Source organism: Mesorhizobium kowhaii, assembly GCF_042431665.1.
In the GTDB taxonomy this organism is placed as follows: domain Bacteria; phylum Pseudomonadota; class Alphaproteobacteria; order Rhizobiales; family Rhizobiaceae; genus Mesorhizobium; species Mesorhizobium kowhaii.
Genome location: NZ_JBHLYT010000023.1, coordinates 36,546 through 62,072, shown reverse-complemented (window position 1 = coordinate 62,072; position 25,527 = coordinate 36,546). Strand labels below are relative to the sequence as shown.

The 25,527-nt window shown below is 64.9% G+C and carries 20 protein-coding genes; 10 read left to right on the top strand and 10 right to left on the bottom strand.

Annotated elements, in window-relative coordinates; translation table 11 throughout:
• Positions 1-160: 160 nt before the first annotated feature.
• The 3 genes from ACFFNA_RS15735 to ACFFNA_RS15725 form a co-directional block, all read right to left on the bottom strand.
• Positions 161-2,533, bottom strand: coding sequence for an aldehyde dehydrogenase family protein (locus ACFFNA_RS15735; RefSeq protein ID WP_378919611.1), 2,373 nt, complete (start codon positions 2,531-2,533; stop codon positions 161-163).
• A gap of 231 nt (positions 2,534-2,764) precedes the next feature.
• Complete coding sequence (deoC, locus tag ACFFNA_RS15730; RefSeq protein WP_378919609.1) at positions 2,765-3,814, bottom strand: deoxyribose-phosphate aldolase; 1,050 nt, start codon at positions 3,812-3,814, stop codon at positions 2,765-2,767.
• A 153-nt stretch (positions 3,815-3,967) separates the two neighbouring features.
• Positions 3,968-4,795: a ferredoxin--NADP reductase gene (locus tag ACFFNA_RS15725; protein WP_378919607.1), complete on the bottom strand. Its 828-nt coding sequence runs from the start codon at positions 4,793-4,795 to the stop codon at positions 3,968-3,970.
• 220 nt (positions 4,796-5,015) lie between these two features.
• Between ACFFNA_RS15725 and ACFFNA_RS15720 the strand changes: the two genes are divergently transcribed.
• From ACFFNA_RS15720 to ACFFNA_RS15705, 4 genes are all read left to right on the top strand, one after another.
• Positions 5,016-7,100, top strand: coding sequence for a hydantoinase/oxoprolinase family protein (locus ACFFNA_RS15720; protein WP_378919605.1), 2,085 nt, complete (start codon positions 5,016-5,018; stop codon positions 7,098-7,100).
• A 1-nt stretch (position 7,101) separates the two neighbouring features.
• Positions 7,102-8,841, top strand: a complete 1,740-nt coding sequence (locus ACFFNA_RS15715; RefSeq protein ID WP_378919603.1) for a hydantoinase B/oxoprolinase family protein — start codon at positions 7,102-7,104, stop codon at positions 8,839-8,841.
• Between the two features lie 124 nt (positions 8,842-8,965).
• Positions 8,966-9,742 carry an ABC transporter substrate-binding protein gene (locus ACFFNA_RS15710; RefSeq protein ID WP_378919601.1) on the top strand — a complete coding sequence of 259 codons (777 nt, stop codon included), beginning with the start codon at positions 8,966-8,968 and terminating at the stop codon, positions 9,740-9,742.
• Between the two features lie 37 nt (positions 9,743-9,779).
• Positions 9,780-10,895: an aminomethyl transferase family protein gene (locus ACFFNA_RS15705; protein ID WP_378919599.1), complete on the top strand. Its 1,116-nt coding sequence runs from the start codon at positions 9,780-9,782 to the stop codon at positions 10,893-10,895.
• A gap of 280 nt (positions 10,896-11,175) precedes the next feature.
• Here ACFFNA_RS15705 and ACFFNA_RS15700 read toward each other — a convergent pair whose 3' ends face one another.
• The 5 genes from ACFFNA_RS15700 to ACFFNA_RS15680 form a co-directional block, all read right to left on the bottom strand.
• Positions 11,176-11,832: a methionine ABC transporter permease gene (locus tag ACFFNA_RS15700; RefSeq protein ID WP_111545292.1), complete on the bottom strand. Its 657-nt coding sequence runs from the start codon at positions 11,830-11,832 to the stop codon at positions 11,176-11,178.
• Entirely contained in the window at positions 11,813-12,901 is a 1,089-nt protein-coding gene (locus ACFFNA_RS15695; protein WP_378919597.1) for a methionine ABC transporter ATP-binding protein, read from the bottom strand. The genes ACFFNA_RS15700 and ACFFNA_RS15695 overlap by 20 nt, the downstream gene beginning before the upstream one ends.
• A gap of 148 nt (positions 12,902-13,049) precedes the next feature.
• Positions 13,050-13,904, bottom strand: coding sequence for a MetQ/NlpA family lipoprotein (locus ACFFNA_RS15690; protein WP_378919595.1), 855 nt, complete (start codon positions 13,902-13,904; stop codon positions 13,050-13,052).
• A gap of 251 nt (positions 13,905-14,155) precedes the next feature.
• Positions 14,156-15,643, bottom strand: coding sequence for an aldehyde dehydrogenase (locus tag ACFFNA_RS15685; protein WP_378919593.1), 1,488 nt, complete (start codon positions 15,641-15,643; stop codon positions 14,156-14,158).
• A gap of 80 nt (positions 15,644-15,723) precedes the next feature.
• A complete protein-coding gene (locus ACFFNA_RS15680) occupies positions 15,724-17,172 on the bottom strand; it encodes an APC family permease (RefSeq protein ID WP_378919592.1) in 1,449 nt (482 codons plus the stop codon).
• 187 nt (positions 17,173-17,359) lie between these two features.
• Between ACFFNA_RS15680 and ACFFNA_RS15675 the strand changes: the two genes are divergently transcribed.
• Genes ACFFNA_RS15675 through ACFFNA_RS15650 form a run of 6 tightly spaced genes read left to right on the top strand, consistent with a single transcriptional unit; the run spans position 17,360 to position 23,798 of the window.
• A complete protein-coding gene (locus tag ACFFNA_RS15675) occupies positions 17,360-18,130 on the top strand; it encodes an IclR family transcriptional regulator (RefSeq protein WP_378919591.1) in 771 nt (256 codons plus the stop codon).
• Positions 18,130-19,416 carry a Tm-1-like ATP-binding domain-containing protein gene (locus ACFFNA_RS15670; RefSeq protein ID WP_378919589.1) on the top strand — a complete coding sequence of 429 codons (1,287 nt, stop codon included), beginning with the start codon at positions 18,130-18,132 and terminating at the stop codon, positions 19,414-19,416. The genes ACFFNA_RS15675 and ACFFNA_RS15670 overlap by 1 nt, the downstream gene beginning before the upstream one ends.
• A gap of 8 nt (positions 19,417-19,424) precedes the next feature.
• On the top strand, positions 19,425-20,081 hold the full coding sequence (locus tag ACFFNA_RS15665; RefSeq protein WP_378919663.1) for an HAD family hydrolase: 657 nt from the start codon (positions 19,425-19,427) through the stop codon (positions 20,079-20,081).
• Positions 20,082-20,101: 20 nt separating this feature from the next.
• Positions 20,102-21,451 (top strand): aminotransferase class III-fold pyridoxal phosphate-dependent enzyme, encoded by a 1,350-nt coding sequence (locus ACFFNA_RS15660; RefSeq protein ID WP_378919587.1) that lies wholly within the window; start codon positions 20,102-20,104, stop codon positions 21,449-21,451.
• 29 nt (positions 21,452-21,480) lie between these two features.
• Complete coding sequence (locus tag ACFFNA_RS15655) at positions 21,481-22,788, top strand: aminotransferase class III-fold pyridoxal phosphate-dependent enzyme (RefSeq protein ID WP_378919585.1); 1,308 nt, start codon at positions 21,481-21,483, stop codon at positions 22,786-22,788.
• Entirely contained in the window at positions 22,785-23,798 is a 1,014-nt protein-coding gene (locus tag ACFFNA_RS15650; RefSeq protein ID WP_378919583.1) for a phosphotransferase enzyme family protein, read from the top strand. The genes ACFFNA_RS15655 and ACFFNA_RS15650 overlap by 4 nt, the downstream gene beginning before the upstream one ends.
• A gap of 15 nt (positions 23,799-23,813) precedes the next feature.
• On the opposite strand, the gene hpaH is transcribed toward ACFFNA_RS15650, so the two are convergent.
• A complete protein-coding gene (gene hpaH, locus ACFFNA_RS15645) occupies positions 23,814-24,641 on the bottom strand; it encodes a 2-oxo-hept-4-ene-1,7-dioate hydratase (protein WP_378919661.1) in 828 nt (275 codons plus the stop codon).
• Complete coding sequence (locus tag ACFFNA_RS15640) at positions 24,635-25,510, bottom strand: fumarylacetoacetate hydrolase family protein (protein WP_378919581.1); 876 nt, start codon at positions 25,508-25,510, stop codon at positions 24,635-24,637. The genes hpaH and ACFFNA_RS15640 overlap by 7 nt, the downstream gene beginning before the upstream one ends.
• Between the last annotated feature and the right edge of the window lie 17 nt (positions 25,511-25,527).

Here is a 25,527-nt window from a genome sequence, read left to right as displayed (position 1 = left end):
CTCGTTAAAGAACATGCATCCGGGCGTCAAGCCCGAACACGATCACCATCGCGGCAGCAGCGCCGAAACGGCTCAAAGCGCGTTTTGTGCATGTCGTTGCCCCAAACCGCTGCGCACCCCCGGGTCAAGCCCGAGGCATGCTTTTGGGAAGCGACATCCATCAGTCGCCGTAAGGCACCCAGACGTTCTTGACCTCGATGGCGCGGCGCAGGAAGGCATCGCCGGCGGCTTCGTCGGACGCCCAGTCGAGGCTACGACCGTTGCCGCTCCAGACGCGCTTGAGGTTGCCGATCGATTCGGCCTCCGCCTTGCCGCAGGTGTCGGCATCGGCGAACACCCAGAGCCCGTCGACATCGTCGTGCTTGGCCAGCACGCCGGCAAGTTCAGCCGTGCGGCCGGTGACGATGTTGATGGCGCCGGCTGGAACGTCGGAATATTCGATGACCTGGTAGAGGTCGGTGGCGAGCAGCGGGTAGCGCTCGGACGGCACGGCGACCACGGTGTTGCCCATGGCCAGGGCCGGTGCGACCAGCGAGATCAAGCCAAGCAGCGGCGAGGCGTCGGGTGCGACAATGCCGACGACGCCGACCGGTTCATGCAGCGCCAGCGTCACGGCGCGGGCCGGCGGCTGGTGCACGCGGCCCTCGAACTTGTCGGCAAGACCGGCATAGAGGAACAGCCGCTCGATCGACTGATCGACCTCGTCGCGCGCCGCCTTGGGCGTAGCGCCGGTCAGCTCGTTGAGGCGGGCGGCAAACTCGGCGGCACGGCCGGACAGGTTCTCGGCCAGATAGTAAAGCACCTGCGAGCGGTTGTAGGCGGTCGCCTCCGGCCAGGCCTTGCAGGCGCGGGCGGCCGAAACGGCGTCGCGGATATCCTTGCGGCTGCCGAGACCGACTTCGCCGGCGAGCTTGCCCTTGGCGGTGGCAACCGCCAGCGAGTAATTGCCGTCCGGCCGCACCTGCTTGCCGCCGATGAACAGCTTTGCCGTGCGGTCGATGGCATCGCCGTCTGATTGCTCGGCCGGCTGTGCCAAGACTGTTGCGGGCTTGATCACCGGACCAAGCGGCAGCTTTGCCGAAAGATACTCGAACATGCCTTCGCGCCCGCCTTCGCGGCCGAAGCCGCTCTCGCGGTAGCCACCGAAACCGCAGGCGGCGTCGAACATGTTGGTGCCGTTGACCCAGACGACGCCGGCTTTCAACTGCGGCGCGACATGCAAGGCAAGGTTGACGTTTTCGCTCCACACGGAGGCGGCCAGCCCATAGCGCGTGTTGTTGGCAAGCTCTATCGCTTCCTCGGTGTTGCGGAAGGTCATGGTCGCCAGCACCGGCCCGAATACTTCCTCTTGGGCCAAGATGTTAGCCGGCGAAACACCGGTGGCCAGCGTTGGCAGATGATAGTAACCCGACGACGGTAGTGCTGCGTCCGGCTGCCAGCAGACGGCGCCCTGTCTGGCGCCTTCGGCGACCAGTCCCTTGACGCGGTCGAGCTGTGTGGCGTCGACCAGCGGCCCGATATCGGTGTTCTTGTCGAGCGGGCTGCCGACGCGCAGCCGGCTCATCCGTGTCTTGACCTTGGCAATGAGGGCATCGGCGATACCTTCCTGCACCAGCAGCCGCGAACCGGCGCAGCAGACCTGGCCCTGGTTGAACCAGATGCCGTCGACCAGGCCTTCGACGGCGCTGTCGAGATCGGCATCCTCGAAGACGATGAAGGCCGACTTGCCGCCAAGCTCCAGGGACAGTTTTTTCCCTGAGCCCGCCGTGGCTTTCCTGATGATCTTGCCGACTTCCGACGAGCCGGTGAAGGCGATCTTCTGGATGCCGGGATGGTTGACGATGGCCGCACCCGCCTCCGGGCCGCCCTGGACGATGTTGACGACACCTTTCGGCACGCCGGCACGTTCACAGATCTCGGCAAACAGGATGGCGGTCAGCGGCGTGAATTCGGCCGGCTTCAGCACGACGGTGCAGCCAGCGGCGAGCGCCGGCGCGATCTTCCAGGCCAGCATCAGCAGCGGAAAATTCCATGGGATGATCTGGCCGACGACGCCGACGCCTTTGTGGCCGGGGAAATCCCTGTCCAGCGCCTGCGCCCAGCCAGCATGGTGGATGAAATGGCGGATGGCCAGTGGCACGTCGATGTCGCGGCTTTCGCGGATCGGCTTGCCGTTGTCGATCGATTCCAGCACCGCGAACAGGCGCTGGTGGCGCTGCATGGCGCGGCCGATGGCATAGAGCACTTTCGCTCGGCTGTAGCCTGAAGACGCCGACCATTTCGGCAGTGCCTTGGCGGCCGCGGAAACGGCCGCATCGATGTCGGCGGCATTGGCGTCCGACACTTTGGCCAGCAGTTTGCCGGAAGATGGCTCGCTGGTCTCGAAGGTCTTGCCGCCGGCAGCGGCTTTCCAGTCGCCGCCGATGAACAGCGCCTTGCCGAAATCGCGCGCCGCAAGCCACGCGTCGGCCTCGTTGCGAGCTTCCGGCGCCGGGCCGTACTCCATGGCGTGATAGCGGTCGAGAATGTTCATGGCGCGCTCCAGATAATTGTCTCGGAAAGCATTCCTTCGCGCCCCCCTCTGGCCTGCCGGCCATCTCCCCCACAAGGAGGGAGATCGGCCTTCGCGCCTGTCAGCTGGCATCCTGCAACGTCGGCGATTGGCGAAATCATCGATGACAGCCAATCTCCCCACAAGTGGGGGAGATGTCCGGCAGGACAGAGGGGGGCGCGAAGGAACTCCACGTTCAAGGCCTCACGCGCCTCAAGCCATCGCGTGGCGATGATTGGCCGAATAGTGACCGGTCAGATGATGCTCCAGCTGCCGCTCGATGTCGGTCAAAAGGCTCGAGGCGCCGAAGCGGAACAGGTCGGGTTCCAGCCATGGCCGGCCAAGCTCTTCCTTCATCAGCACCAGCCAGTCGAGCGAGGCCTTTGCTGTGGAAATGCCGCCGGCCGGCTTGAAACCGATGAGATAGCCGGTCTCCTCGAAATAGGCGCGGATGGCGCGCACCATAGCGAGGCCAACCGGCAGCGTCGCGTTGACGCTTTCCTTGCCGGTCGAGGTCTTGATAAAATCCGCACCCGCCATCATCGCCACCATCGAGGCCAGCATGACATTGCGCAGCGTGGCGAGGTCGCCGGTGCCGAGGATGACCTTCAGATGCGCGTCACCGCAGGCGGCGCGCATCGAGACGATCTCATTGTAGAGCTCCCGCCACTTGGCGCCGAACACCAGCCCGCGCGGAATGACGACGTCGATCTCGTCGGCGCCGTCCTTCACCGAGGCCTCGATCTCCTGCAGGCGGGTCGACAGTGGCGCAAGGCCGTGCGGAAAGGCCGTGGAGACGGCGGCGACGTGGATGCCGGTGCCGCGCACGGCATCGACGGCGGTGGCGACGAAGGGATGGTAGACGCAGACGGCCGCCGGGCGAATGATCTCGCCCGCAATGCCGAGGCCCTCGACGATGTCACGGCGGAACGGATTGATCGCCTTGGCGCAAAGCCGGCGCACGCGCTCTTCGGTGTCGTTGGAATTCAGCGTCGTTAGGTCCATGCAGGCGACGGCGCGCAGCAGCCATGCCGCCTGGTTGTCAGCCTTGATCGAGCGCCGCTTGGTCAGGCTGGCGACGCGGCGCTCCAGCGCCGAGCGGTTGACGCTGCGCACCGATTCCATGAAGCCGAGGTCGAGCTTCATGCCGGGGTTGCGCGCGATGCGATGGTCCAGCGGGACGGGCGTGTTGGCGGCGGCCCGTGCCGGCAGCGGCGTCACCTTGGACGAGCCAAGATCGGCTTCGCGGATTGTGCTGCTCATCTCCTGCCCTTTCATTCATCGACGTGCGCCGAAGATAGCCCGCGAAGTCGTACTTCACGAGTCCTTCAGCGGGTCTTAGCTGAAAAAGGCTGCGAAAGCAGCTAGTTTTTGACCGAAAGGTCAAAACCTGATTCTGGGACGAGCCGCTTGGCTTCAGCCGACGAAGGCGCGTTCGACAACAAAACTCGCCGGATGATGCAGCGAGCCTTCCTCGAAGCCGAGGCTTTCGGCCAGTTCCTTGACGTCCTTGAGCATATGCATCGAACCGCAGATCATGATGCGGTCGGTTTCCGGATTGAGCTTGTCGATGCCGAGATCGGAGTAGAACTTGCCGGACCCGATCAGCGCGGTGATGCGGCCCATGCGTACCGATTCTTCTCGGGTCGTCGAATTGTAGAGGGTGACGCGGCCGCCGGTCAGCTCGCCGATCAGCGGATCGCTTTCGAGCCCCGCCACCAGCTCCTGGCCATAGGTGAGCTCGGCATTGTCGCGACAGGTGTGAGTCAGGACGACCTGCTCGAACTTCTCATAGGTGTCGGGGTCGCGCAGCAGGCTGGCGAAGGGCGCGATGCCGGTGCCGGTCGAGATCATGAACAGCCGCTTGGCCGGCGTCAGCGCGTCGACCACCAGCGTGCCGGTCGACTTCTGGCGCATGATGACGGTGTCGCCGACCTGGATCTTCTGCAGTTCCGAGGTCAGCGGGCCGTCCGGCACCTTGATCGAGAAGAATTCCAGCTCGTCGTCCCAGGCCGGGCTCGCCACCGAATAGGCACGGAACACTGGCTTCTCGGCATTGGGCAGGCCGATCATGACGAACTCGCCGGAGCGGAAGCGCAGCGACTGCGGCCGGGTGATGCGGAAGGAAAACAGCCGGTCGGTATAGTGCTTCACCGAGACGACCGTCTCGGCATAGACATTGGCCGGTATAGGAAACTGCAGCGGGCGGGCGCCGACGGTGTTGAGCGCGGATGTGGTGTTCATCAAATCCAACCTTCTGGCCCAATTGCGAACGCGGGCACCAAACCTTCACCTGCGCGCCCGAACCATTCAGGTTTCGGCGTGCTGTCTGCACACTCCAAAGCGGTAAGCTCTTGTGTCCGGAATTTATTAGTATACAAACGATATTTGCGTCAAGATACCGCCGCGAAACACCTTTCCAAACTGTGACATATCCGTAGTCCGCGCATTTCGGGTTTCGACAATGAAAGAGAATTTTTCGGTGCAGCCGCCGGATTCCCTGGGCAGCGTCGTCGCCGGTATCGATGTCGGCGGGACCTTCACCGACCTGCTTCTGATCGACGGACGCGACGGTGGCCGGGTGCATATCGCCAAGACGCCGACCACGGTCGACAACCAGGCTTTCGGCGTCGTTTCGGCGCTCGGTGCCACCGGATTTCCGATCGACGGCATCGACCTCATCGTGCATGGCACGACCACCACCACCAATGCGGTGCTCGAGCGCCGGCTGGCGAAAACCGGCATGATCACCACGCGCGGCTTTCGCGACGTGATCGAGCTCGGCCGGCGCACACGACCGCAGGCCTATGGCATGACCGGCAGCTTCGTGCCGATCATTCCACGCAATCTCAGGCTCGAAGTCTCGGAGCGTGTCGAGGCGTCGGGCACGGTGCGCACGCCGCTCGACGAGGCCGAAATGCGGGACGCCGTGAAGGCGCTGATCGAGGCCGGCTGCGAATCCCTCGTCATCCACTTCCTGCATTCCTACGCCAACCCGGCGCATGAGCGCCGCGCCGCCGAGATTGCCGCCGAGCTCTGGCCGAACGGCTACATCACGTCGGGCCATGCGCTGCTGTCGGAAGCGCGCGAATTCGAGCGCGGCGTCACCGCCGCAGTGAATGCGTCAGTGCAGCCGATCCTCGAGCGCTATGTCGAGCGGCTGCGCAAGGAATTGGGGGCAAAAGGCTATGCCCGCGACTTCCTGATCATGAACGGCAATGGCGGCATGATCTCGGCCCGCTTCGTCACACGTGAGTCGGCCAAGACCGTCATGTCCGGCCCGGCCTCCGGTGTCATCGCCGCCGCCTACACGGGAAAGCGCGCCGGCTACGAAAACCTCGTCACCTACGACATGGGCGGCACCTCGACCGACGTGGCGCTGATCCGCAACGCCGAGCCGGCGGTCTCGAACGAGATCGAGATCGAATATGCCATGCCGATCCACGTGCCGATGGTGGCGGTGCACACGGTCGGCGCCGGTGGCGGCTCGATCGCCCGCGTCGATGCGGCCGGCCTGATCCAGATCGGCCCGGAAAGCGCCGGCGCCAATCCCGGCCCCATCTGCTACGGACGCGGCGGACTGGAGCCGACAATCACCGACGCCAATCTGGTGCTCGGCCGGCTGGCGCCGAAGAAGCTGCTGGCGGTCGAAAACCCGGTCACCGTCGAGCGCGTCACCGGCATCTTCGAGGCGAAGATCGGCAAGGCGACTGGCCTGTCCGGCGTCGAGGCGGCGGGCGCGGTGCTGCGGCTGGGCAACATGAAGATGGCCGGCGCCATCCGCATGGTCTCGGTGTCGCGCGGCCACGATCCGCGCGACTTTGCGCTGTTCGCCTTCGGCGGCGCCGGGCCCTTGCATGCGACCGCACTGGCGCGCGAACTCGGCCTGCCCAAGGTGCTGGTGCCGGCGCGGCCCGGCATCACCAACGCGCTCGGCTGCGTCGTCGCCGACCTGCGCCACGACTTCGTCAACACGGTCAACCAGCCGGTGGCGGTGCTCGACGAAACCCAGCTTCACGCTATATTGGAACGGCACCGAAACGAAGGCGAGGAGCTGATCGGCAAGGAAGCGGTGAAGCCGGAGACGATCCGCGTCACCCATTCCGCCGACATGCAGTTCGTCGGGCAGACCCACATCATCAACGTGCCGTTGCCGTCCTCGCATGTGACCCGGCATGAGCTGCAAAAACTGTTCGAAAAGGCCTATTTCGCCCGCTTCAAGGTCGAGCTGCCGGAAATCCGCGCCAACCTCGTCAACCTCAACACCTCGGTGACGGGTGTGCGGCCGGCAATCGACCTGTCGCGATTGATCGACCCGGCTGGGCGCGCAAAAACGCTCGACGAGGCACGCCGCGAGATTCGGCCGGTCTGGTACAGCGGACGCTGGCACGACACACCGGTGTACATCAGGGAAAAGCTGCCGCTCGATGCGGTCATCGAAGGCCCGGCAATCCTCGAGCAGATGGATGCGACCACCGTGCTCGAACCCGGCGACCGGGCGCGCTCGGACGCTGACGGCAACATCATCATCGACATTGGCGAGGCCTGAGATGAAGCTCGACGCCATCACCCTTTCGGTTCTCCAGGCGGCCTTGCAGCAGGTCTGCGACGAGATGGATTTGACCTTTTCGCGCGCTGCCTTCTCGCCGGTCATCGCCGAGGCCAACGACCGCTCCGACGGCATCTATTCGGCCGTCGATGGTTCGCTGATCGCGCAAGGCAGCCAGGGCCTGCCGGTGTTCGTCGGCGTCATGCAGTATTCGACCAGGACGGTGATCGAGATGATCGCCGACGGCCGCTGCCTGCCGCCGGAGCCCGGCGACATCTACATCGTCAACGATCCCTATCTAGGCGGCACGCATCTGATGGATGTGCGCTTCGCCATGCCGGTCTACCGGGACGGCAAGATTTTCTGCTGGCTGTCCAACACCGGCCACTGGCCTGATATTGGCGGTTCGGTGCCCGGTGGCTTCTCGGCCTCGGCGACGGCGGTCGAGCAGGAAGGCCTGCGGTTGCCGCCGGTCAAGTTGTTCAAGAAGGGCGTGCTCGACCCAGAGATCTACGCCATCATCTGCTCCAACATCCGCGTCGCCGACCAGCGCATCGGCGACATCCGAGCCCAGGCCGCCGCATTGCTGATCGGCCAGGACCGGCTCAACGGAATCCTGGATCGTTACGGGGACGAAACTGTTGTCGAGGCGATTGCCGAACTGCGCCGCCGCGCCGCCGAGCAGATGCGCGCCAACATATCCGCCATCCCCGACGGCACCTACCATTCCAAGGCCTTCGTCGATTCCGACGGGGTGGTCAACGAGCCGCTGACCATCGCGCTTGCCATCGAGAAACAGGGCGACACGCTGACCTTCGATTTTGCTGGTTCGTCAAAGCCCTGCGCCGGGCCGATGAACAGCGTGCTGGCGACGACGCTGTCCTCGGTCTATCTCGCCATGCGCCATATTTTCCCGGACGTGCCGATCAGCGCCGGCGCCTTCGAGCCGCTCATCGTCAAGCGGCCGGAAGGCACTTTCCTCGACGCCAAATATCCGCGCCCGGTCTCGGGCTGCGCCGCCGAAGTATCGCAGCGCATCGCCGAGGCGGTGTTCGCGGCGATGGTGCAGGCGCTGCCCGACAAGGTGACGGCGGCTCCCGCCGGCTCCAGCGGCAATTTCGCGCTCGGCGGCAACGACCCGGCGCGCGGCCGCGACTACGTCATGTACCAGATCTCCGGCGGCGGCTATGGCGGCAATTCAGGCCATGACGGCCTGACCAATGGCTGCTCGACCATCGGCATCTCCAAATCGCCGCCGGTCGAGATCATGGAGCAGGCCTTTCCAGTACTCTACCGCCACTATGCCTTGCGCGAAGGCTCGGGCGGCGCCGGCAAGCAGCGCGGCGGTTTCGGCCTCGCCTATGAGGTCGAGATCCTGCGCGGCGACGCCCGCGCCTCCTTCGTCATGGACCATGGCCGTTTCGGCCCGCAGGGCGCGCTCGGCGGCAAGGACGGCGCGGTCAACACGGTGACCGTCTTCCGCAACGGCGAGGAACATGTGCCGCCACACCTCTCCAAGGAGCAGGACATCGCCCTGAAGGCCGGCGACCGCGTGCGCGTCGGCACGCCGGGCGGCGGCGGTTATGGCGATCCGCTTGAGCGCGACGCCGAGATGGTGCTGCGTGATGTGGCGCTGGGCTACTACACGTCAGCGGAAGCCAGCGAAAAATTCGGCGTTGTCCTAACGGCAGGCGAGTTCGCCGTTGACCGGAAGGCGACGGACAAGCAGCGCGCCGGCTAACCCACCGCCGATCGCGCCTGCGTGGATCGCGCGCCGCGCCGCGATCCGCGCATGACATGTCGTTTCCGTCTCCGCCGGGGTCACGAAAGACCGTAGACTTCTCCGATCAACGGAGATCTCGGACATGCGTCTTTTCGGTCGCTTCGTGCTCGCTACCTCGGTCGCCCTGGTTCTCGCCACGGGTGCCGCTTCCGCCCAGGACAAGAAGCTCAGGATCGGCACCGAGGGCGCCTATCCGCCCTTCAACTACGCCAATGCAGACGGCACGCTGGGCGGCTTCGACATCGACCTCGGCAAGGCGCTGTGCGCTGAGATGAAGGCCGAGTGCGAGTTCACCGTGCAGGATTTCGATGGCTCGATACCGGCTCTCCAGGCCGGCAAGTTCGATGCGATCATCAACATCACCATCACCCCGGAGCGGGCCGAGAAGGTCGAGTTCACCCACAAATATTACCAGACGCCGCCGGCCATCGCGGTGCCGAAGGATTCGACCATCGCCGGCACCTCGCCGGACGATCTGACGGGCAAGGCATTGGGCGTGCAGACCGCGACCATCCACCAGAAATTCGCCGAGCAGAAATACTCAGGCTCGACCGTCAAGGTCTATCCGACCGGCGACGACGCCCGCACCGACATGGCCAACGGTCGCCTCGATGCGATGATGGACGGCTCGATCATTCTGACCGAATGGCTGAAGAAACCCGACGGCGCCTGCTGCAAGCTGCTGGGCACTCTGACGGCCGATCCGGCCATTCATGGGCCGGGCGTCGGCATCGCGCTGCAGAAGGGCAACAAGGAGCTGGCCGACAAGCTCAATGCGGCAATAGACGCGCTGCGCGCCAACGGAAAATACAAGGAAATCAACGACAGGTATTTCTCGTTCGACGTCTACGGGAACTGAGACCGTCTCTGGACCGCAATGAACGATGGAGACTTTCTTGGCTGAGCGGCGCTCCCCCTTCTACAGCAGCATCGTCGGACTGGGCGCGACCATGGGTCGGGTCGGCGGCGATTTCATCTCGGCCAAGACCTATTCCGGCATTGCCAACGAGCACCTGAACACCCGCAAGAATGTCGGCGTGCAGGATCTCAGCACCATGGGCAAGATGGACATCAAGGGGCCGGACGCCGAGGCGCTGGTCAACCATGTCATCGTCAATGACGCGGCTGCGATGACGCCGGGCCAGGTCCGTTATTCGACTGTCTGCCGCGAGGATGGCGGCATCATGGACGATCTCACCGTCTTTCGCTTGGCGCCGGAGCATTTCATGCTGGTGACCGGCTCGGTCAACCGCCTGAAGATGCTGCCCTGGCTTTTGCATCATGCGCAGGGCCGCAAAGCCTATGTCACCGACATCACCGCGGCCATCGCCTTCCCGACCATCCAGGGCCCGCGCTCGCGCGATCTGCTGAAGGTTATGGTCTCGGATGCCGATCTGGACGGGCTCAAGCGCTGGTCGTTCACCTCAGGGCGCATCGGCGGGACCAAGATACTGGTTTCGCGCACCGGCGTGACCGGCGAGCTCGGCTTCGAACTGTTCGTACCGGCCGACGAGGCGGTTTCGGTCTGGGACGCGCTGATGCGGACCGGTGGTGACTTTGGCCTGAAACCCTATGGCGTGCTGGCGATGTTTACGCTCGGCCTGGAAAAGGCCTATCCGGCGCATGGCATCGACATGGACGAGACCCGTACGCCGTTCCATGTCGGCCTCGATCGCTGGATCAAGTTCGATAAGGGCGATTTCGTCGGCCGCGAAGCCCTGCTCAAGGTTCGTGACAAGGGCCTCGACGAGCAATGGGTCGGGCTGATCCTCGACGGTGACAAGCCAGCCGCGACCGACGCCAGGGTGCTGGCCGATAGCGAGGATGCCGGAATCGTCACCTACAGCGACCAAGGCTATTCCCTCGGCAAGGTGCTGGCGACCGCGCATCTGCGGCTGCCGTTCACCGCTATCGGCACCGCGCTCAGCATCGACATCGACGGCAAGCCGACCCGCGCGGTCGTGGCGCCGATCCCGTTCTTCGACCCCGAGGGGGTCAGGTTGCGCGGGTAGCTCGGCTTGCATCGTTGAACCGCATCGCTTGGCGATTAGCCGGAACGCGCCCATCGCTTCGTCATCCACGGGCGGAGCAAGGAGCGAAGCGACGCAGCACAGACCCGAGGATCCATGCCGCGACCCCAACGCGTCACCACGGGGCAGAATTCTGCTCCGCTGCACTCTTCGGCCAAAGTCGCGGCCTGGTCTTCGCGACGGAGCTTCGCTCCTGCTTCGCCCGGGATGACGAAGTTGGGGAACCTCGACACATCCCGTGCGCGCGTAGTAGCCGGCTCGATCACCCCCGCCGATCCAGCCTCGCCACCAGCCGGTCGCCGGCCCACTGGATGCCGCAGACCAGGATGATCAGCACGATCACCACGGCGATCATGACGCTGGTCTCAAAACGCTGGTAGCCGTAGCGGATGGCGAGATCGCCGAGCCCGCCGGCGCCAATCGCGCCGGCCATGGCCGAGGCGCCGATCAGCGTCACCAGCGTTACCGTGAAGCCGGCGACAATGCCGGGCAGGGCTTCGGGCACCAGCACCTCGCGGATGATCGTCCAGCGATTGCCACCCATGGCGCGCGCCGCCTCGATCAGCCCGTGATCGACCTCGCGCAGCGACACTTCGGCGATGCGCGCATAATAGGGCGTGGCGGCGATCGACAGCGGCACGATCGCCGCCCAGGTGCCGATCGAGGTGCCGACGATCAGCCGCGTCACCGGGATCAACGCCACCAAAAGGATGATGAAGGGCACCGAGCGGAAGCCGTTGATGACGGCGCCGAGCGCGCGGTTCACCCACAGGCTTTCGGCAATGCCTCCGCGATCCGTGGCGACCAGCGCCAGCCCGAGCGGCAGGCCGAAGACCAGCGAGATGAGGCCGGACGCGGCCGTCATCAGCACGGTTTCCCAGATCGAACGCAGCAAAAGCTCAAACAGGATTGGCGACATGGCCTAGCACCTCCACCCGCGCCTGGCGGGCCTTCAGGAATGTGATGACGGCAGCGAGATGACTTGCATCGCTGCCCGGAACAGCCAGGAACAGCGTGCCGACGGGCTGCTGCTGGATGTGGTCGATGCCGCCATGGACGAGGCGGAAGGGACCTGGAACAGCAGCGGCAAGATCGGACAGCAGCGGACCACGCGCCGCTTCGCCGGCCACGTCCACACGCAGGATCGTCTCCGTGCCGGCCGATGGCAGCAGTCGACCTGCGAGTTCTGCCGGCAATTGCGGCCGGATGGCGCCGAGCAGGCTGCGGGTGATGTCGGAACGCGGCTCGGCAAACACCGACCAGACCGGCCCTTCCTCGACGATGCGCCCGGCATCGATCACCGCCACCCGGTCGGCAATCGAGCGGATCACCTCCATCTCGTGGGTGATCAGCAGGATGGTTAGCCCAAGCTGCCGGTTGATATCTTTCAGCAAGGCAAGGATCGACCGCGTCGTCTCCGGATCGAGCGCCGAAGTGGCTTCGTCCGACAACAGCAGCGCCGGCCGCGCCGCCAGTGCCCTTGCGATGCCGACGCGCTGCTTCTGGCCGCCCGACAGCGACGCCGGATAGGCTTTTGCTTTCTCCGACAGGCCGACGAGGTCAAGCAGTTCGGCGGCGCGCTGCAGCCGCTCGGCCTTCGGGCGGCCCTCGATCTTCAGCGGCAGCGCCACATTGTCCTCGACCGTCTTGGCCGACAAAAGGTTGAAGTGCTGGAAGATCATGCCGATGCGCCGCCGCAGCGGCTGCAGGTCGCGCTCGCCGAGCCGGCTGATCTCGCGGCCTTCGATGAAAACCTCACCGGAATCGGGCCGTTCCAGTCCGTTCAGGCAGCGGATCACTGTCGATTTGCCGGCGCCGCTGCGGCCGATGATGCCGAGGATCTCGCCCTTGCGCACCGTCAGCGACACGCCATCGAGTGCAGGCGTCGCGCCGAAGCGGCGCTTCAGGTCGACAAGACGCACCACGTCCTGCGGTGTTGCACGTGGCTGGTCCGTGGCCTCGGCGGGTGCGGTAAAATGCTGGTTCATGCGTGGATCCCTGAAAATGCGATTGCGGCCCGCGCGTTGCGCGGACCGCTCTATCTCATTGTTTTGACGCAATTCCGGACGGAAAACCGTTACACACTTTTCCTGGAATTGCTCTAGTCAAAGCAGGCACATCAGCGCCCGTAATTCCCTAGTAGGCGCTGAGGCCGGTGCCCTTGTAGACCTTGTCGAACTCGGCTTTCACCGCCTCGTTCTGGTACGACGCGACCAACGTCTTGACCCAGGCCTCGTTCTCATTGCCGGCCTTCACCGCGATGAAGTTGCGGTAGGGATTGTCGGCGATAGGCTCCTGCGCGATGCGGTTTTCCGGCGTCAGGCCGCTTTTCAGCGCCCAGTCGGTGTTGACCACGGCGGCGTCGAGATCCTCGACCGAGCGGCCGACGATGCCGGCGTCGAGTTCCTTGATCACCACCTTCTTGGCATTCTCGGCGATGTCGGCGGTGGTGGCGAGAATGCCGGTGCCGTCCTTCAGCTTGATCACGCCCTCGTTCTGCAGCACGCGCAGCGCCCGGCCTTCGTTGGACGGATCGTTCGGCACGCCGATGACCGCGCCCTCGGGCAGGTCGGCGACCTTGGTGTACTTCTTCGAGTAGAGGCCGATCGGCCAGACGCCGGTATAGCCGACGCGGACGATATGGTACCCTTGTGTCTTGATCTGGTTGTCGAGATAGGGCTGGTGCTGGAAGGCGTTGGCGTCGATTTCGCCGCGCTCCAGCGCCTCGTTGGGCTGGGTATAGTCGTTGAACACCACGGTCTCGATGGTAAGGCCCTTTTCGGCTGCCTGCGCGACAACGACGCGCCAGACATCCTCGTCCTCGCCGCTGATGATGCCGACCTTGATCGCCTTCTTGTCCTCGGCGAACGACGCATGCGGCGCCATCAGGCTGCCGACCGCGACGGCCGATGCGAACAGCAGAGCAAGGCCACTGCGCCGGCTGAGGCTTGACCAAAGGGAAGATGGCAAAGTGTTTTTGAAGTCAGTCATGATTGATCTCTGCGGTTGTGAAGTCATGCGGCCAGGCGGATTGCCGAGCCTTGATCACATCGTCAGAAATTCTATCGATTTTATCAAAGAAAGCGTTTCGCCGTTCTCGTCAAAGCCGGGAATATTCTCTCAAAAATTTCAACAGAGTGAGCACAAGACGCCGCCGGACCGATCGCAGCGGGACTGCGGTCGATCCTGCGCGCCCGGGCAAGCAGGTCAGATTCGCAGCGAGACCTGCGCTGCCGCTGGTCTCAAAGAGCGATCCATGCGGTCTTCAGATCAAGATATTTGTCCAGCGCGTGCAGCGACTTGTCGCGGCCGAAGCCGGATTGCTTGACGCCACCGAGCGGCACGGTGATGTCGGCGCCGCCATAGGTGTTGACGTGGACGACGCCGGCATTGATGGCGCGTACCATGCGATGGGCGGTGGAGAGGTTGGCCGTCCACACCGCCGAGGCGAGCCCATAGACAGTCGAATTGGCAAGGCGCACGGCCTCCTCCTCGGTCTCGAAGCGCATGACGCCGAGCACCGGCCCGAACACCTCCTCGCCGGCAAGCTGCATCCCTTGCGTCACATTCTCGAAGATCGTCGGCGCCATGTAGCTGCCGCCGGTCTCGGCAAGAATTCGTTCGCCGCCGGTGACCAGCCGGGCGCCTTCCACCACCGCCCGGGCGACGAAGCCAAGGTTCTTGTCCAGCTGTTCGGCGCTCGACACCGCACCGATGTCGCTCGAGAGATCGAGCGGATCGCCGACCTTCAGCCGCGTGGTTGCCGAGAGAAGCTCGGCCATGAAGCGGTCATAGACCGACGATTGAACGAGCAGGCGCGAGCCGGCGACGCAGACCTGGCCGGAATTGCGAAAGATGCCATTGGCCGAGACCACCGCCGCCTGCTTCAGGTCCGGGGCATCGGCAAAGACGATGTTAGGCGATTTGCCGCCAAGTTCGAGGAAGACGCGCTTCAGATTGGAACGCGCGGAATATTCGAGCAGCCGCCGGCCGACCGGTCCCGAGCCGGTGAAGGCGATGGCGTCGACATCCATATGCAGGCCGAGCGCTTCACCGGTGACTGCGCCGCGTCCGGTGACGACGTTGAGCACCCCTGCGGGAAGTCCGGCCTCGCTTGCCAGCTCGGCCAGCCGCAGCAGGGTCAGCGAAGCGATCTCCGGCGGCTTGGCCACCACGCAATTGCCGGCGGCGAGCGCCGGGGCGATCTTCCAGGCGCCGATCATCAGCGGAAAATTCCACGGCACGATGACGCCGATGACGCCGAGCGGCTCCTTGTGGATCAGCCCGAGCACGTTGTCGGCCGTCGGTGCGATCTCGCCATAGGTCTTGTCGATCGCCTCGGCATAGTAGCGGATGGTACCAGCCGCCGACAGCGGTTCGGCCTTGTAGGCCATGCCGATCTCGGTGCCGTTGTCGCGCACGCCGAGCACGGCCAGTTCGTCGGCATGCTTTTCGATTAGCTCCGCGAGCCTCACTAGCACCTTCTTGCGAAAGGCGGGTGCTGAGCGCGACCACGAGCCCTTGTCGAAGGCCTCGCGCCCCGACTTGACGGCGCGGTCGATGTCGGCGGCATTGCCGTCGGCGATGCTGGCGAAGGGACGGCCGTCGATCGGCGATATCACCGGCAGCGTCGCGCCTTCCGTACCATCGGTCTGCACGCCATCGATGAACAGGCCTCGCGCGCCGATCTCCGTCTTGCGCAGTGCATCGATGGCATTCTGGCTGATCATTGCGTTCTCACTTCAGGGGCTATGCAGTGCGATGGGCGGCGTGGGCGCCGCCCATCGCTTCTCTCAATCCTGCGCTTCGCTCAGTCTTTCAACGGCTGACCGAGATTTTCGAAGGCGACCGGATCGCGGCTCTTCAGCGCGCTCGCCAGCAGCAGTCCGACAATTGCGGCGATCAGCACCAGCCCCGGCAGCAACACGCCGAGGAAGCCGCTGGCCCCGGACAGGCCGCCGAAATTGATGACGATCAGGTAGATGATGATGACGAAGGCAATGAAGGTCAGCCCGGGCAGGATGGTGGTCTTCAGCGCGTTCTCCCGCGCAGCCGGATTGGCCCGGAAGAACATCACCACGGCGAGCGACGCCACGGCCATCATGACGATGACGCCGAGCGTCGCGACATTGGTCAGCCACGAAAACAGCGCCAGCACCGGATCGAGGCCGAGCACGGCGAACAGCCCGACGACGATTGCTGCGAGCACGCTCTGGATGACCGAGGCGACATGCGGGCTCTGGTGCACCGAATGCGTCACGCCGATCGTCTGCGGCAGAAGCTTTTCGCGACCCGAGACATAGATGTAGCGGGCAACCGCATTGTGGAACGCCAGCACGCCGGCAAACAGGCTCGACACGAACAGGATGCTCATCGCATGCGACAGCATCGTTCCGGCGTAACGATCGGACAGGCCGAACAGGAAGGTCGTAGGATCCTGCAGGCCCTGCAGCGCTGGCAGCAGCTTGTCGACACCGGCACCGACCGCCATCAGCCATGCCGTGAGCATGTAGAAGACGCCGATCAGCAGGACGGAGAAATAGGTGGCGCGCGGAACCGTCACTTCGGGGTCGCGGGCTTCCTCGGCATAGATGGTCGTCGCCTCGAAACCGATAAAGGCGGCAAAGCAGAACAGGATGGCGATGGCTGGCGCGCCTGATGTGATCTGGCTCCAACTGAACGGCGCCGCCGACAGCCCGCTATCGCCGCCGGTCTTGAGGATGGTGATGTCGAGGACCAGCACCACCAGATATTCGCACAGCACCAGCACCGTCAGGATCTTGGCCGACAGGTCGACCTGGCGATAGCCGAGGACGGCGACGAGCGCGATGGCGATGAAACTCCACACCCACCACGGCAGGTTGATGCCCCAGCCGGCGAACAGCCCGGCGGTCGCCGCACCAAGCAGGCCCATGACGCCGATCTGCATGGCATTGTAGGACAGGATGGCGATCAGTGCCGTGGCGCCGCCGGCCAGGCCGCCAAGCCCGCGCGCCGCATAGGCGTAGAAGGCGCCGGCATTGCCGACATGGCGCGACATCGTCACATAGCCGACCGCGAACAAAAGCAGCAGGATGGTCACGATGAGATAGGTGCCGGCAAAGCCGGCGCCATTGCCCATCAGCATGCCGAGCGGCGTGCCGCCGGCCACCGCGGTAAGGGGTGCCGCCGCCGAAATCACCATGAAGGTGATGGCGCCGACGCCAAGACTGTTCTTGCGCAGCCTGTTGGCTGGCGCCTGCTCCGAAACTGCTGACATTGGTCCCTCCTGTTTGCGAACCTTTGGATTCGCTGGCCGATCGGCCTGTCCCATGCGCTCTGGATATCGGTTCATTATGTGAACCCTTATTTTGAATATAGACTTGCAAACAAAGCCGATGCCTGTCAAGTTAATTCACACGTTAAATGATTGCCTCTGAATGGGAGGCGGTGCTGGGAGGCGGGAGTTGGGTACGGTCGGCAAGGCGATTTCACTTCTGGAGCTGTTCACCGTCGACGAGCCCGAACTCGGACTGTCCGACCTGGCGCGCCGGTCGGGTTTCGACAAGGCGACGACGCGGCGGCTGTTGATGGCGTTGACCGGCCATGGCTTCGTCGAGCAGGATGCCGCCACCCGGCATTATCGCCTCGGCGCCGGCCTGTCGCGGCTGGCGCGCATCCGCGAGGCACGCTTTCCCTTCCTGCAGACAGCGGTTCCCCTGGTGCGGGATCTCGCGGCCTCGACGGCCGAGACCGTGCATCTCTCGGAATTCGGCGTCGATGCGCTGGTCACCGTCCATGTCGAACATCCGGCCTGGGCAAACCGGGTCAATATCGATATCGGCCAGCTTCTGCCCCTGCATTCGACCGCGTCGGGCATCGCCTATCTGGCCTTCGCCCGCGACGAGACCGTCAAGGCATGCCTGGCGGGCGCGCTCAATGCCTTCACGGCGCATACGCTGATCGAGCCGGCCGCCATTTCCAGCTCCATCGGCGAGACGCGTGACCGCGGCTATTCGATCTGCGATCAGGGTTTTGAGGAAGGCGTGATCAGCGTCGCGGCGGCGATCCGCGCGGCGGACGGCTTTGCGCTCGGCACCATCGCGGTGGCCGCGCCGAAGGCCAGGACGACGCCGGCGGCGATCGTGGAACGGGGACTTGCGGTGATGGCCGCGGCACGGGAGATTTCGATGCGCCTCAACGGCGACAACCTGCAAACCCTGAGGAGGCAGGCGTGATGTCTGCAGAGACGGCAACAGCACCCCGCATCCTGGTCATCGGCACGGGTGACACCAAGGCCGACGAGCTCAACTTCATGAAGCAGTGCATCGAGGCGTCCGGCGGCGGCGCCGTGATGATGGATGTCAGCGTGCTGGGTGATCCGCCCTACAGCCCGGATCACGACAAGCATGCCGTTGCGCGCGCCGTGGATGTGACGATCGCCGAGATCGTCTCGAGCGGTGATGAAAACACCGCCATGACACTGATGGCCGGCGGCGCCGTGCAACTGGCGCGCCAGCTTCATCAAAACGGCGAGATCGACGGCTTCATCGCCATCGGCGGCTCGATGGGAACCGACCTGGCGCTCGACGTCGCGCTTTGCCTGCCGCTCGGCGTGCCGAAATTCGTCGTCTCGACCATCGCCTACTCGCATCTCATCCCACCCGAGCGCGTCGCCCCCGACCTGATGATGATCCTCTGGGCGGGTGGGCTTTATGGCCTCAACAGCATCTGCAAGGCGGTTCTCTCGCAGGCCTGCGGCGCGGTCGTCGGCGCGGCGAAGATCATGCTGGCGTCGCGCGCGGCTGCTCCCGCCATCGGCCCGACCATCGGCATGACCTCGCTGGGCAGCAGCTGCCTGCGCTACATGAAGACGCTGAAACCGGCACTGGAGCGGCGCGGCTATGATGTCGCCGTCTTCCACACCACCGGAATGGGCGGCCGCGCCTTCGAATCGATTGCCGGACAAGGCCATTTCTGCGCGGTGTTCGACTTCAGCCTGCAGGAAATCACCAACCATCTCGCCGGCTCCGTCGTCAGTTCCGGCGCGGACCGCCTGGAAAATGCAGGCACCCGTGGCATTCCGCAGATCGCCGCTCCCGGGGCGGTCGACATGGTCGATCTGCCGACCTGGCAGGATTTGCCGGCTAAGTTCTCCGAGCGCCCGTTCCATGCCCACAACCGGCTGATCGGCTCGGTCACCGTCGACGCCGACGATCGCCGCCAGGTCGCCAGAACCATCGCCGCCAAGCTCGGAGCCGCGAAAGGGCGCTCCGCCTTCATCCTGCCCTCCGGCGGCATCCAGGAATGGGATATGCAGGGCGAGCCGCTTTACGAACCGGAGGCTCTCGCCGCCTTCGTCGACGAAATGCGCAAGGCCATTCCCGCAGGCGTCGAGTTCCACGAGATCGACGCCCACATCAACACCGACGACTTCGTCGGCAAGGCGCTCGAGATTTTCGACCGCTGGGTCGAGGAAGGCATTGTCCCGCGCGGCATACCGGTCAAGGGAGTGGCCGCGTGAGCGCTCCTTTGGCTCAGGCGCTGGTCCTGGATTTCGGCGGTGTCGTCACCCGGACGCTGTTCGAGACGCATGCCTTGACCGAACAGGCGCTCGACCTCGAACCGGGAACGTTGCAATGGCGCGGGCCGTTCGATCCGGACAGCGATCCGCTGTGGCGCGCGATGCAGGCCGACGAGATCAGCGAGCGCGACTACTGGCGCACGCGCACCAGCGAAGTCGGCCGGCTGGTCGGCGAGGACTGGCGGGCGATGGAAACCTTCGTCCAGCGTGCACGCGGCGCGGAGCCGGAAAAGGTGGTGCGGCCCGAGGCCGATAGCGCCATCCGCGCCGTCCATGCGGCGGGCTTTCGCCTGGCGATCCTGTCCAACGAGCTCGACCTGTTCTACGGCGCCGACTTTCGCCGCCGGCTGCCGCTGCTCGGCCTGTTCGACACAATAATCGACGCCACCTATACCGGCATCCTCAAGCCCGACCCCCGCGCCTATGCCTTCGTCACCGAGTCGCTCGGCCTGCCTGCCAGCGCCTGCATCTTCGTCGACGACCAGCAGCGCAATGTCGATGGCGGCCGCACCGCCGGCATGCGCACCGTTCATTTCGACGTTGCCCGGCCAGCACTTTCCTATGCCGAAGCCCTTGGCCATTTCGACCTCGTCCCAGCCGTCTGAGACCATTTGCGGAGCCTGTCATGCGCGACATCAATTTCCTCACCGAGACAAACGCCAAGCCGATCTGGCACCCGATGGCGCATCCGGCCGAGATGCGGGCCAACCCGCCGAAGATCATCATGAAGGGCGAGGGCGTCACCGTCACCGACATCGACGGCAACAGCGTGCTCGACGCCGTCGGCGGCCTGTGGAACGTCAATCTCGGCTACAGCTGCGACCCGATCAAAAAGGCGATCGCCGACCAGCTCAGTGCGCTGCCCTACTATTCCGGCTTTCGCGGCACCTCGACCGGACCGTCGATCGAGCTCGCCTACGAGCTCAGCGAATGGTTCGAGCCGGAAGGCATGGTGCGGACGTTCTTCACCTCGGGCGGTTCGGATTCGGTCGAGACCGCGCTGCGGCTGGCCCGGCAATACTGGAAGATCCGCGGCCAGGGCGACCGCACCAAGTTCCTCGCCGTGAAGAAGGGCTATCACGGCACGCATTTCGGCGGCGCCTCGGTCAACGGCAATGCCAATTTCCGTCGCAACTACGAGCCGCTGCTGCCCGGCGTCTTCCACATCCCGGCGCCGTGGACCTTCCGCAACCCGTTCGACGAGACCGATCCGGCGCGGCTGGCCAAACTGTGCGCCAAGGCGCTGGAGGACGAGATCGCCTTCCAGGGCGGCGACACCATCGCCGCTTTCATCATGGAGCCGGTTCTGGGCGCCGGCGGCGTCATCGTCCCGCATGAGAGCTTCATGCCGCTGGTGCGCGACATCTGCGACCGCCACGAGATCCTTTTGATCGCCGACGAGGTGGTGACAGGCTTTGGCCGCTCGGGCGCATGGTCGGGCTCACGGTTGTCGGGTGTGAAGCCGGATTTCATGACCATCGCCAAGGCGATCACCTCGGGTTACTTCCCGCTCGGCGCCACGCTGATCGGCTCCAGGGTGGCCGATGCCTTTGAAGCCGACAAGACCAGCTTCGGCTCGATCGGCCATGGCTATACCTATTCCGGCCATCCGGTCGGCTGCGCGGCAGGGCTGGCGGCCCTTGCCGAGACCAAGCGGCTCCGCCTGGACGAGAACGCGGCGGCGCGGGGCATCGAACTCGCCGCCGTGCTGGAAGGGCTGAAGGCCAGGCACGCGATCGTCGGCGATGTCAGGTACAAGGGCCTGATGGCGGCACTCGAACTGGTCTCGGATCGCGCCACCAAGAAGCCGGCCGACAAGAAGACCATGGCCGTGGTTTCGGAGGCGGCTTATGAAGCCGGCGTCATGCTGCGCGTATCCGGCAACAACATCATCCTGTCGCCGCCGCTCATCATCAGTGCCGCCGACGTCGCGAAGATCGGCGAAGCACTGGACGCAGGCCTGTCAAAGGTCTGACGCTGTTACAACGGAGTTTCGGTACGCAAATGGCTTATTCGCAGGAAAATCTGGCTGAGGAGGCGCTGGTTAGCCGGCGTTCCCGCCTGCTCGGCGCGAAATCGCAATTGTTCTATGACGAGCCCGTGCACCTGGTGCGCGGCGAAGGCGTCTGGCTCTACGATGCCGACGGCCGCAAATATCTCGATGCCTACAACAACGTCGCCCATGTCGGCCATTGCCATCCGCATGTGGTCGAGGCCCTGTGCCGGCAGGCAAGCCTGCTCAACACCCATACGCGCTATCTCCACACGGCCATACTCGACTATGTCGAGCGGCTGACCGCGACCTTCGATGCCAGCCTGTCCACCGCCATCCTGAGCTGCACCGGCAGCGAGGCCAACGATATCGCGCTGCGCATGGCGCAGGCCGCCACCGGCCGCATGGGCATCATCGCCACCGACGCCACCTATCACGGCAACACGGCGGCGGTTTCACAGCTCAGCACGCGGATGCCGCCGGTCGGTGGCCGCGCCCGCCATGTCAGGCTGGTGCCGGCGCCCGACAGCTATCGCCACCCGGATGCGATGGCCACCGGCAAGGCCTTTGGCGATGCGGTGCGCGAAGCGATCGCCTCGCTCGAGCAGGACGGCATCGGCCTGTCCGGCATCATCCTGTGTCCGCTGCTCGCCAATGAAGGCTTCCCCGCGCTGTCGTCCGGATTCTTCGGTGACGCGCTGCGTGCCGTGCGCGAGGCCGGCGGCCTGATCATCGCCGACGAGGTGCAGCCCGGCTTCGGCCGCACCGGCAGTCATTTCTGGGGCCACCAGCGCGCCGGCTTCGTTCCCGACATCGTCACCATGGGCAAGCCGATGGGCAACGGCCACCCGGTCGCCGCCGTGGTCACCACCAGGGAGATCCTGGCGACCTTCCGCAACGCTTTCCGCTACTTCAACACGTTTGGCGGCAACCCGGTTTCCTCTGTGGTGGCGAATGCCGTTCTCGATGTTCTGGAGCAGGAAGATCTTGTCGCCAACGCATTTGACGTCGGCGCCTATGCGCAGGGCCTGCTGCGCCCGCTGGCCGATCGGCATGAATGCATCGGCGAGGTCAGGGGCGCCGGGCTGTTCTTCGGCGCCGAGCTGGTTCACGACCGCAAGACGCGCGAACCGGCGCCCGACATTGCCGAGCAAGTCGCCAACCGGATGCGCCATCGCGGCGTGTTGATGGGCAAGACCGGCATCCACGGCAATGTGCTGAAGATCCGCCCGCCGATGCCGTTTTCGCGCGACAATGCCGCCTTCCTGATCGGCATGCTCGACGAGGTGCTTGATGAAGTCGGCGGAGTGCCGGCGTGAACGCTGTGTCCGAACCGGAAGATGCCGCCACCGTCACAGAACTGGCGCGACGCGCGCTCGCCCATTGGGGCGTCCGCGACGACGAGCCGGAGCTGCTGAAATACCGCGAGAATGCGGTGTTTCGGGTCCGCCTGCCCGATGGACAGCCGGCGGCCATGCGCATTCACCGGCTTGGTTATCATTCCGACGCCGCGCTGCGCTCGGAACTGCAATGGATGGCCTTCCTGCAATCCGCTGACGTCGCCACGCCATCTCCCATCGCGGCACTGAGCGGCGACCTGTTCGTGCCGGTCAGTACCGGCACTTTGACGCCGCCGCGTCAGGTCGATTGTCTCTCCTGGCTGGAAGGCCGCGCCGTCGGCGCGCGAGGCGTGCCGCTGGATTTCACGCCTGAGCAGGCAAGACGGGTCTTCACAGCGATCGGGCGAACCATCGCCCACATGCACAATGTCACCACCGTCTGGATGCCGCCCGCCGGCTTCGCCCGCCATGCCTGGGATTTCGACGGCTTCTTCGGCCCGAACCCAAACTGGGGACGCTTCGAGACCTCTCCCTTCCTCGACGGCCCGCGCCGCGAGCTGGTTTTCAAGGCGCGGGAAAAGGCCGTGAAGGCGCTGTCGGTGCATGAACGCAGCGCCCGCAATTTCGGCATCATCCACGCCGATCTCGTGCGTGAGAACGTGCTCGTCCATGAGGGCGCGATCCGCATCATCGATTTCGACGATTGCGGCTATGGCTGGCACATGTACGACCTTGCCGTCGCCCTCTACCAGAACCGAGAGGAGGCGATCTATCCGCTGATCGAGACCGCCCTGCTCGACGGGTATCGGCAGCAGCGCGAGCTGACGCCGCAGGACGTCGCAGCACTGCCGCTGTTTTCGGCGTTGCGTGCCTTCGCGTTTCTCGGATGGGTGCAGAGCCGCGTCGAAGGCGACATCACCAGGGATGTCGGCATGCGCATGTCTACTATCGCCGCCGATGTGGTGATTGCGTATCTGCGCGGTGGATAGAAGCTGCCGTGCGGCCTATGCAGGCGGATCGGTCAAGCTCTTCGCGAAATGAATGCTGACCGTCCCCGAAGTGCCAAAATCGGCGACGATGGTGTCGCCGGGCCGTGCCTCGACCGGTCGCACGAACGACCCCGAGAGAACAACGTCGCCGGCCGCGATCGACATGCCGTAGCAAGCGAGCCTGTCCGCCAGCCAGGCAATGCCCATCGCCGGATGGTTGAGCACGCCGGCGCCAAGCCCGGTTTCCTCGACCTCGGCGTTGCGCGAGACGATGGCACCGATCCAGCGCATGTCGGCCTCCTGCGGCCGCTGCGGCCGGCCGCCGATGACGATGCCGGCATTGGCGGCATTGTCGGAAATCGTGTCGAAGAAGGTGCGCGCCTTCTTCGTCTCCGCATTGACGCGCTCGATGCGCGTGTCGAGGATTTCGAGCGCCGGCGTGATGTAATCGGTGGCGTTGAGCACGTCGAAGATGGTCACGCCGGGGCCCGTCAGCGGCGCCTTCATGACGAAGGCGATCTCGGCCTCGACGCGCGGCTGGATGAAGCGGCCGGCGGGAATTGTCGCGCCATCGCTAAAGAACATGTCGTGGAACAGCACGCCGGAATCCGGCGTGTCGATGGCCAGCGCATATTGCATCGCCTTGGAGGTCAGCCCGATCTTCCAGCCCTTGGGCTTCAGCCCGGCATCGATCTTGCGCGTCACCAGCGCCGCCTGCACGCGATAGGCGTCCTCCATCGTCGCCTCGGGAAAGTCGAGGCTGAGCAACCGGATCTGGCGGCGCGAACGCTCGGCTTCGAACAACCGTGCGGCGGCGTCTTCCACTTGCTCGGGGGTCATGATGTTCCCTCGTCGACGACGCCGTTTCTGAGCACGCCGACGCCCTCCGCTTCCACTTCGATCACATCGCCCGGCTTCAGCCAGATCGGCGGTTCGAAGCGGGCGCCGGCACCTGTCGGCGTGCCGGTGACGATGATATCGCCGGGCACCAGCGTGGTGAAGGTCGAGATATAGGCGATGATCTTGCGGAATGAGAAGATCATCCGGCTGGTGCGGTCTTGCTGGCGCAGTTCGCCATTGACGCGGGTGGTCAGCGCGATGTCGGCGATCTGCGCCTCATCCGTGAACGGCACCAGCCACGGGCCGATCGAGCCGCTGCGGTCGAAATTCTTGCCTTGCGTGACGTTGAACTTGGCATGCCGCACCCAGTCGCGGATGGTGCCCTCATTGCATAACGACAGCGCCGCGATGTGGCCGAGCGCGTCGGCTTGCGCGATGCGCCGGCCAGCCTTGCCGATGACGATGACGACCTCGCCCTCATAGTCGAGCTGCGAAGAGTCCGGTGGGCTCACCAGCGGCGCGCCATGGCCGACGAAAGAGCGCGGGAAACGGATGAACAGCGACGGATTCGCCGGTGCTGCCTGGCCGTCCTTGTACTCCTCGTTGCGGTCGGGATAGTTGACGCCTACGCAGATGATCTTTTCCGGTGACGGGATCGGGATGTCGTAGGCGATGGCGTCGAGCGGGAAATCGGCGGCGAAGGCGTCCGCCTCTTCCGCCAGCTGCCGCAAGGCGCCGGCCTCGATCACTTCGCGCAGCGTCGGCCACTGGCCGTGGCGGGCCGACAGGTCGACGACGCCCTTGCCGGTGATCGCGCCGTAACGTGCCTTGCCGCCGACGGTGAAGGTGGCGAGCCGCCCATGTCCAGTCATCCGGGTCTCCTCATTAG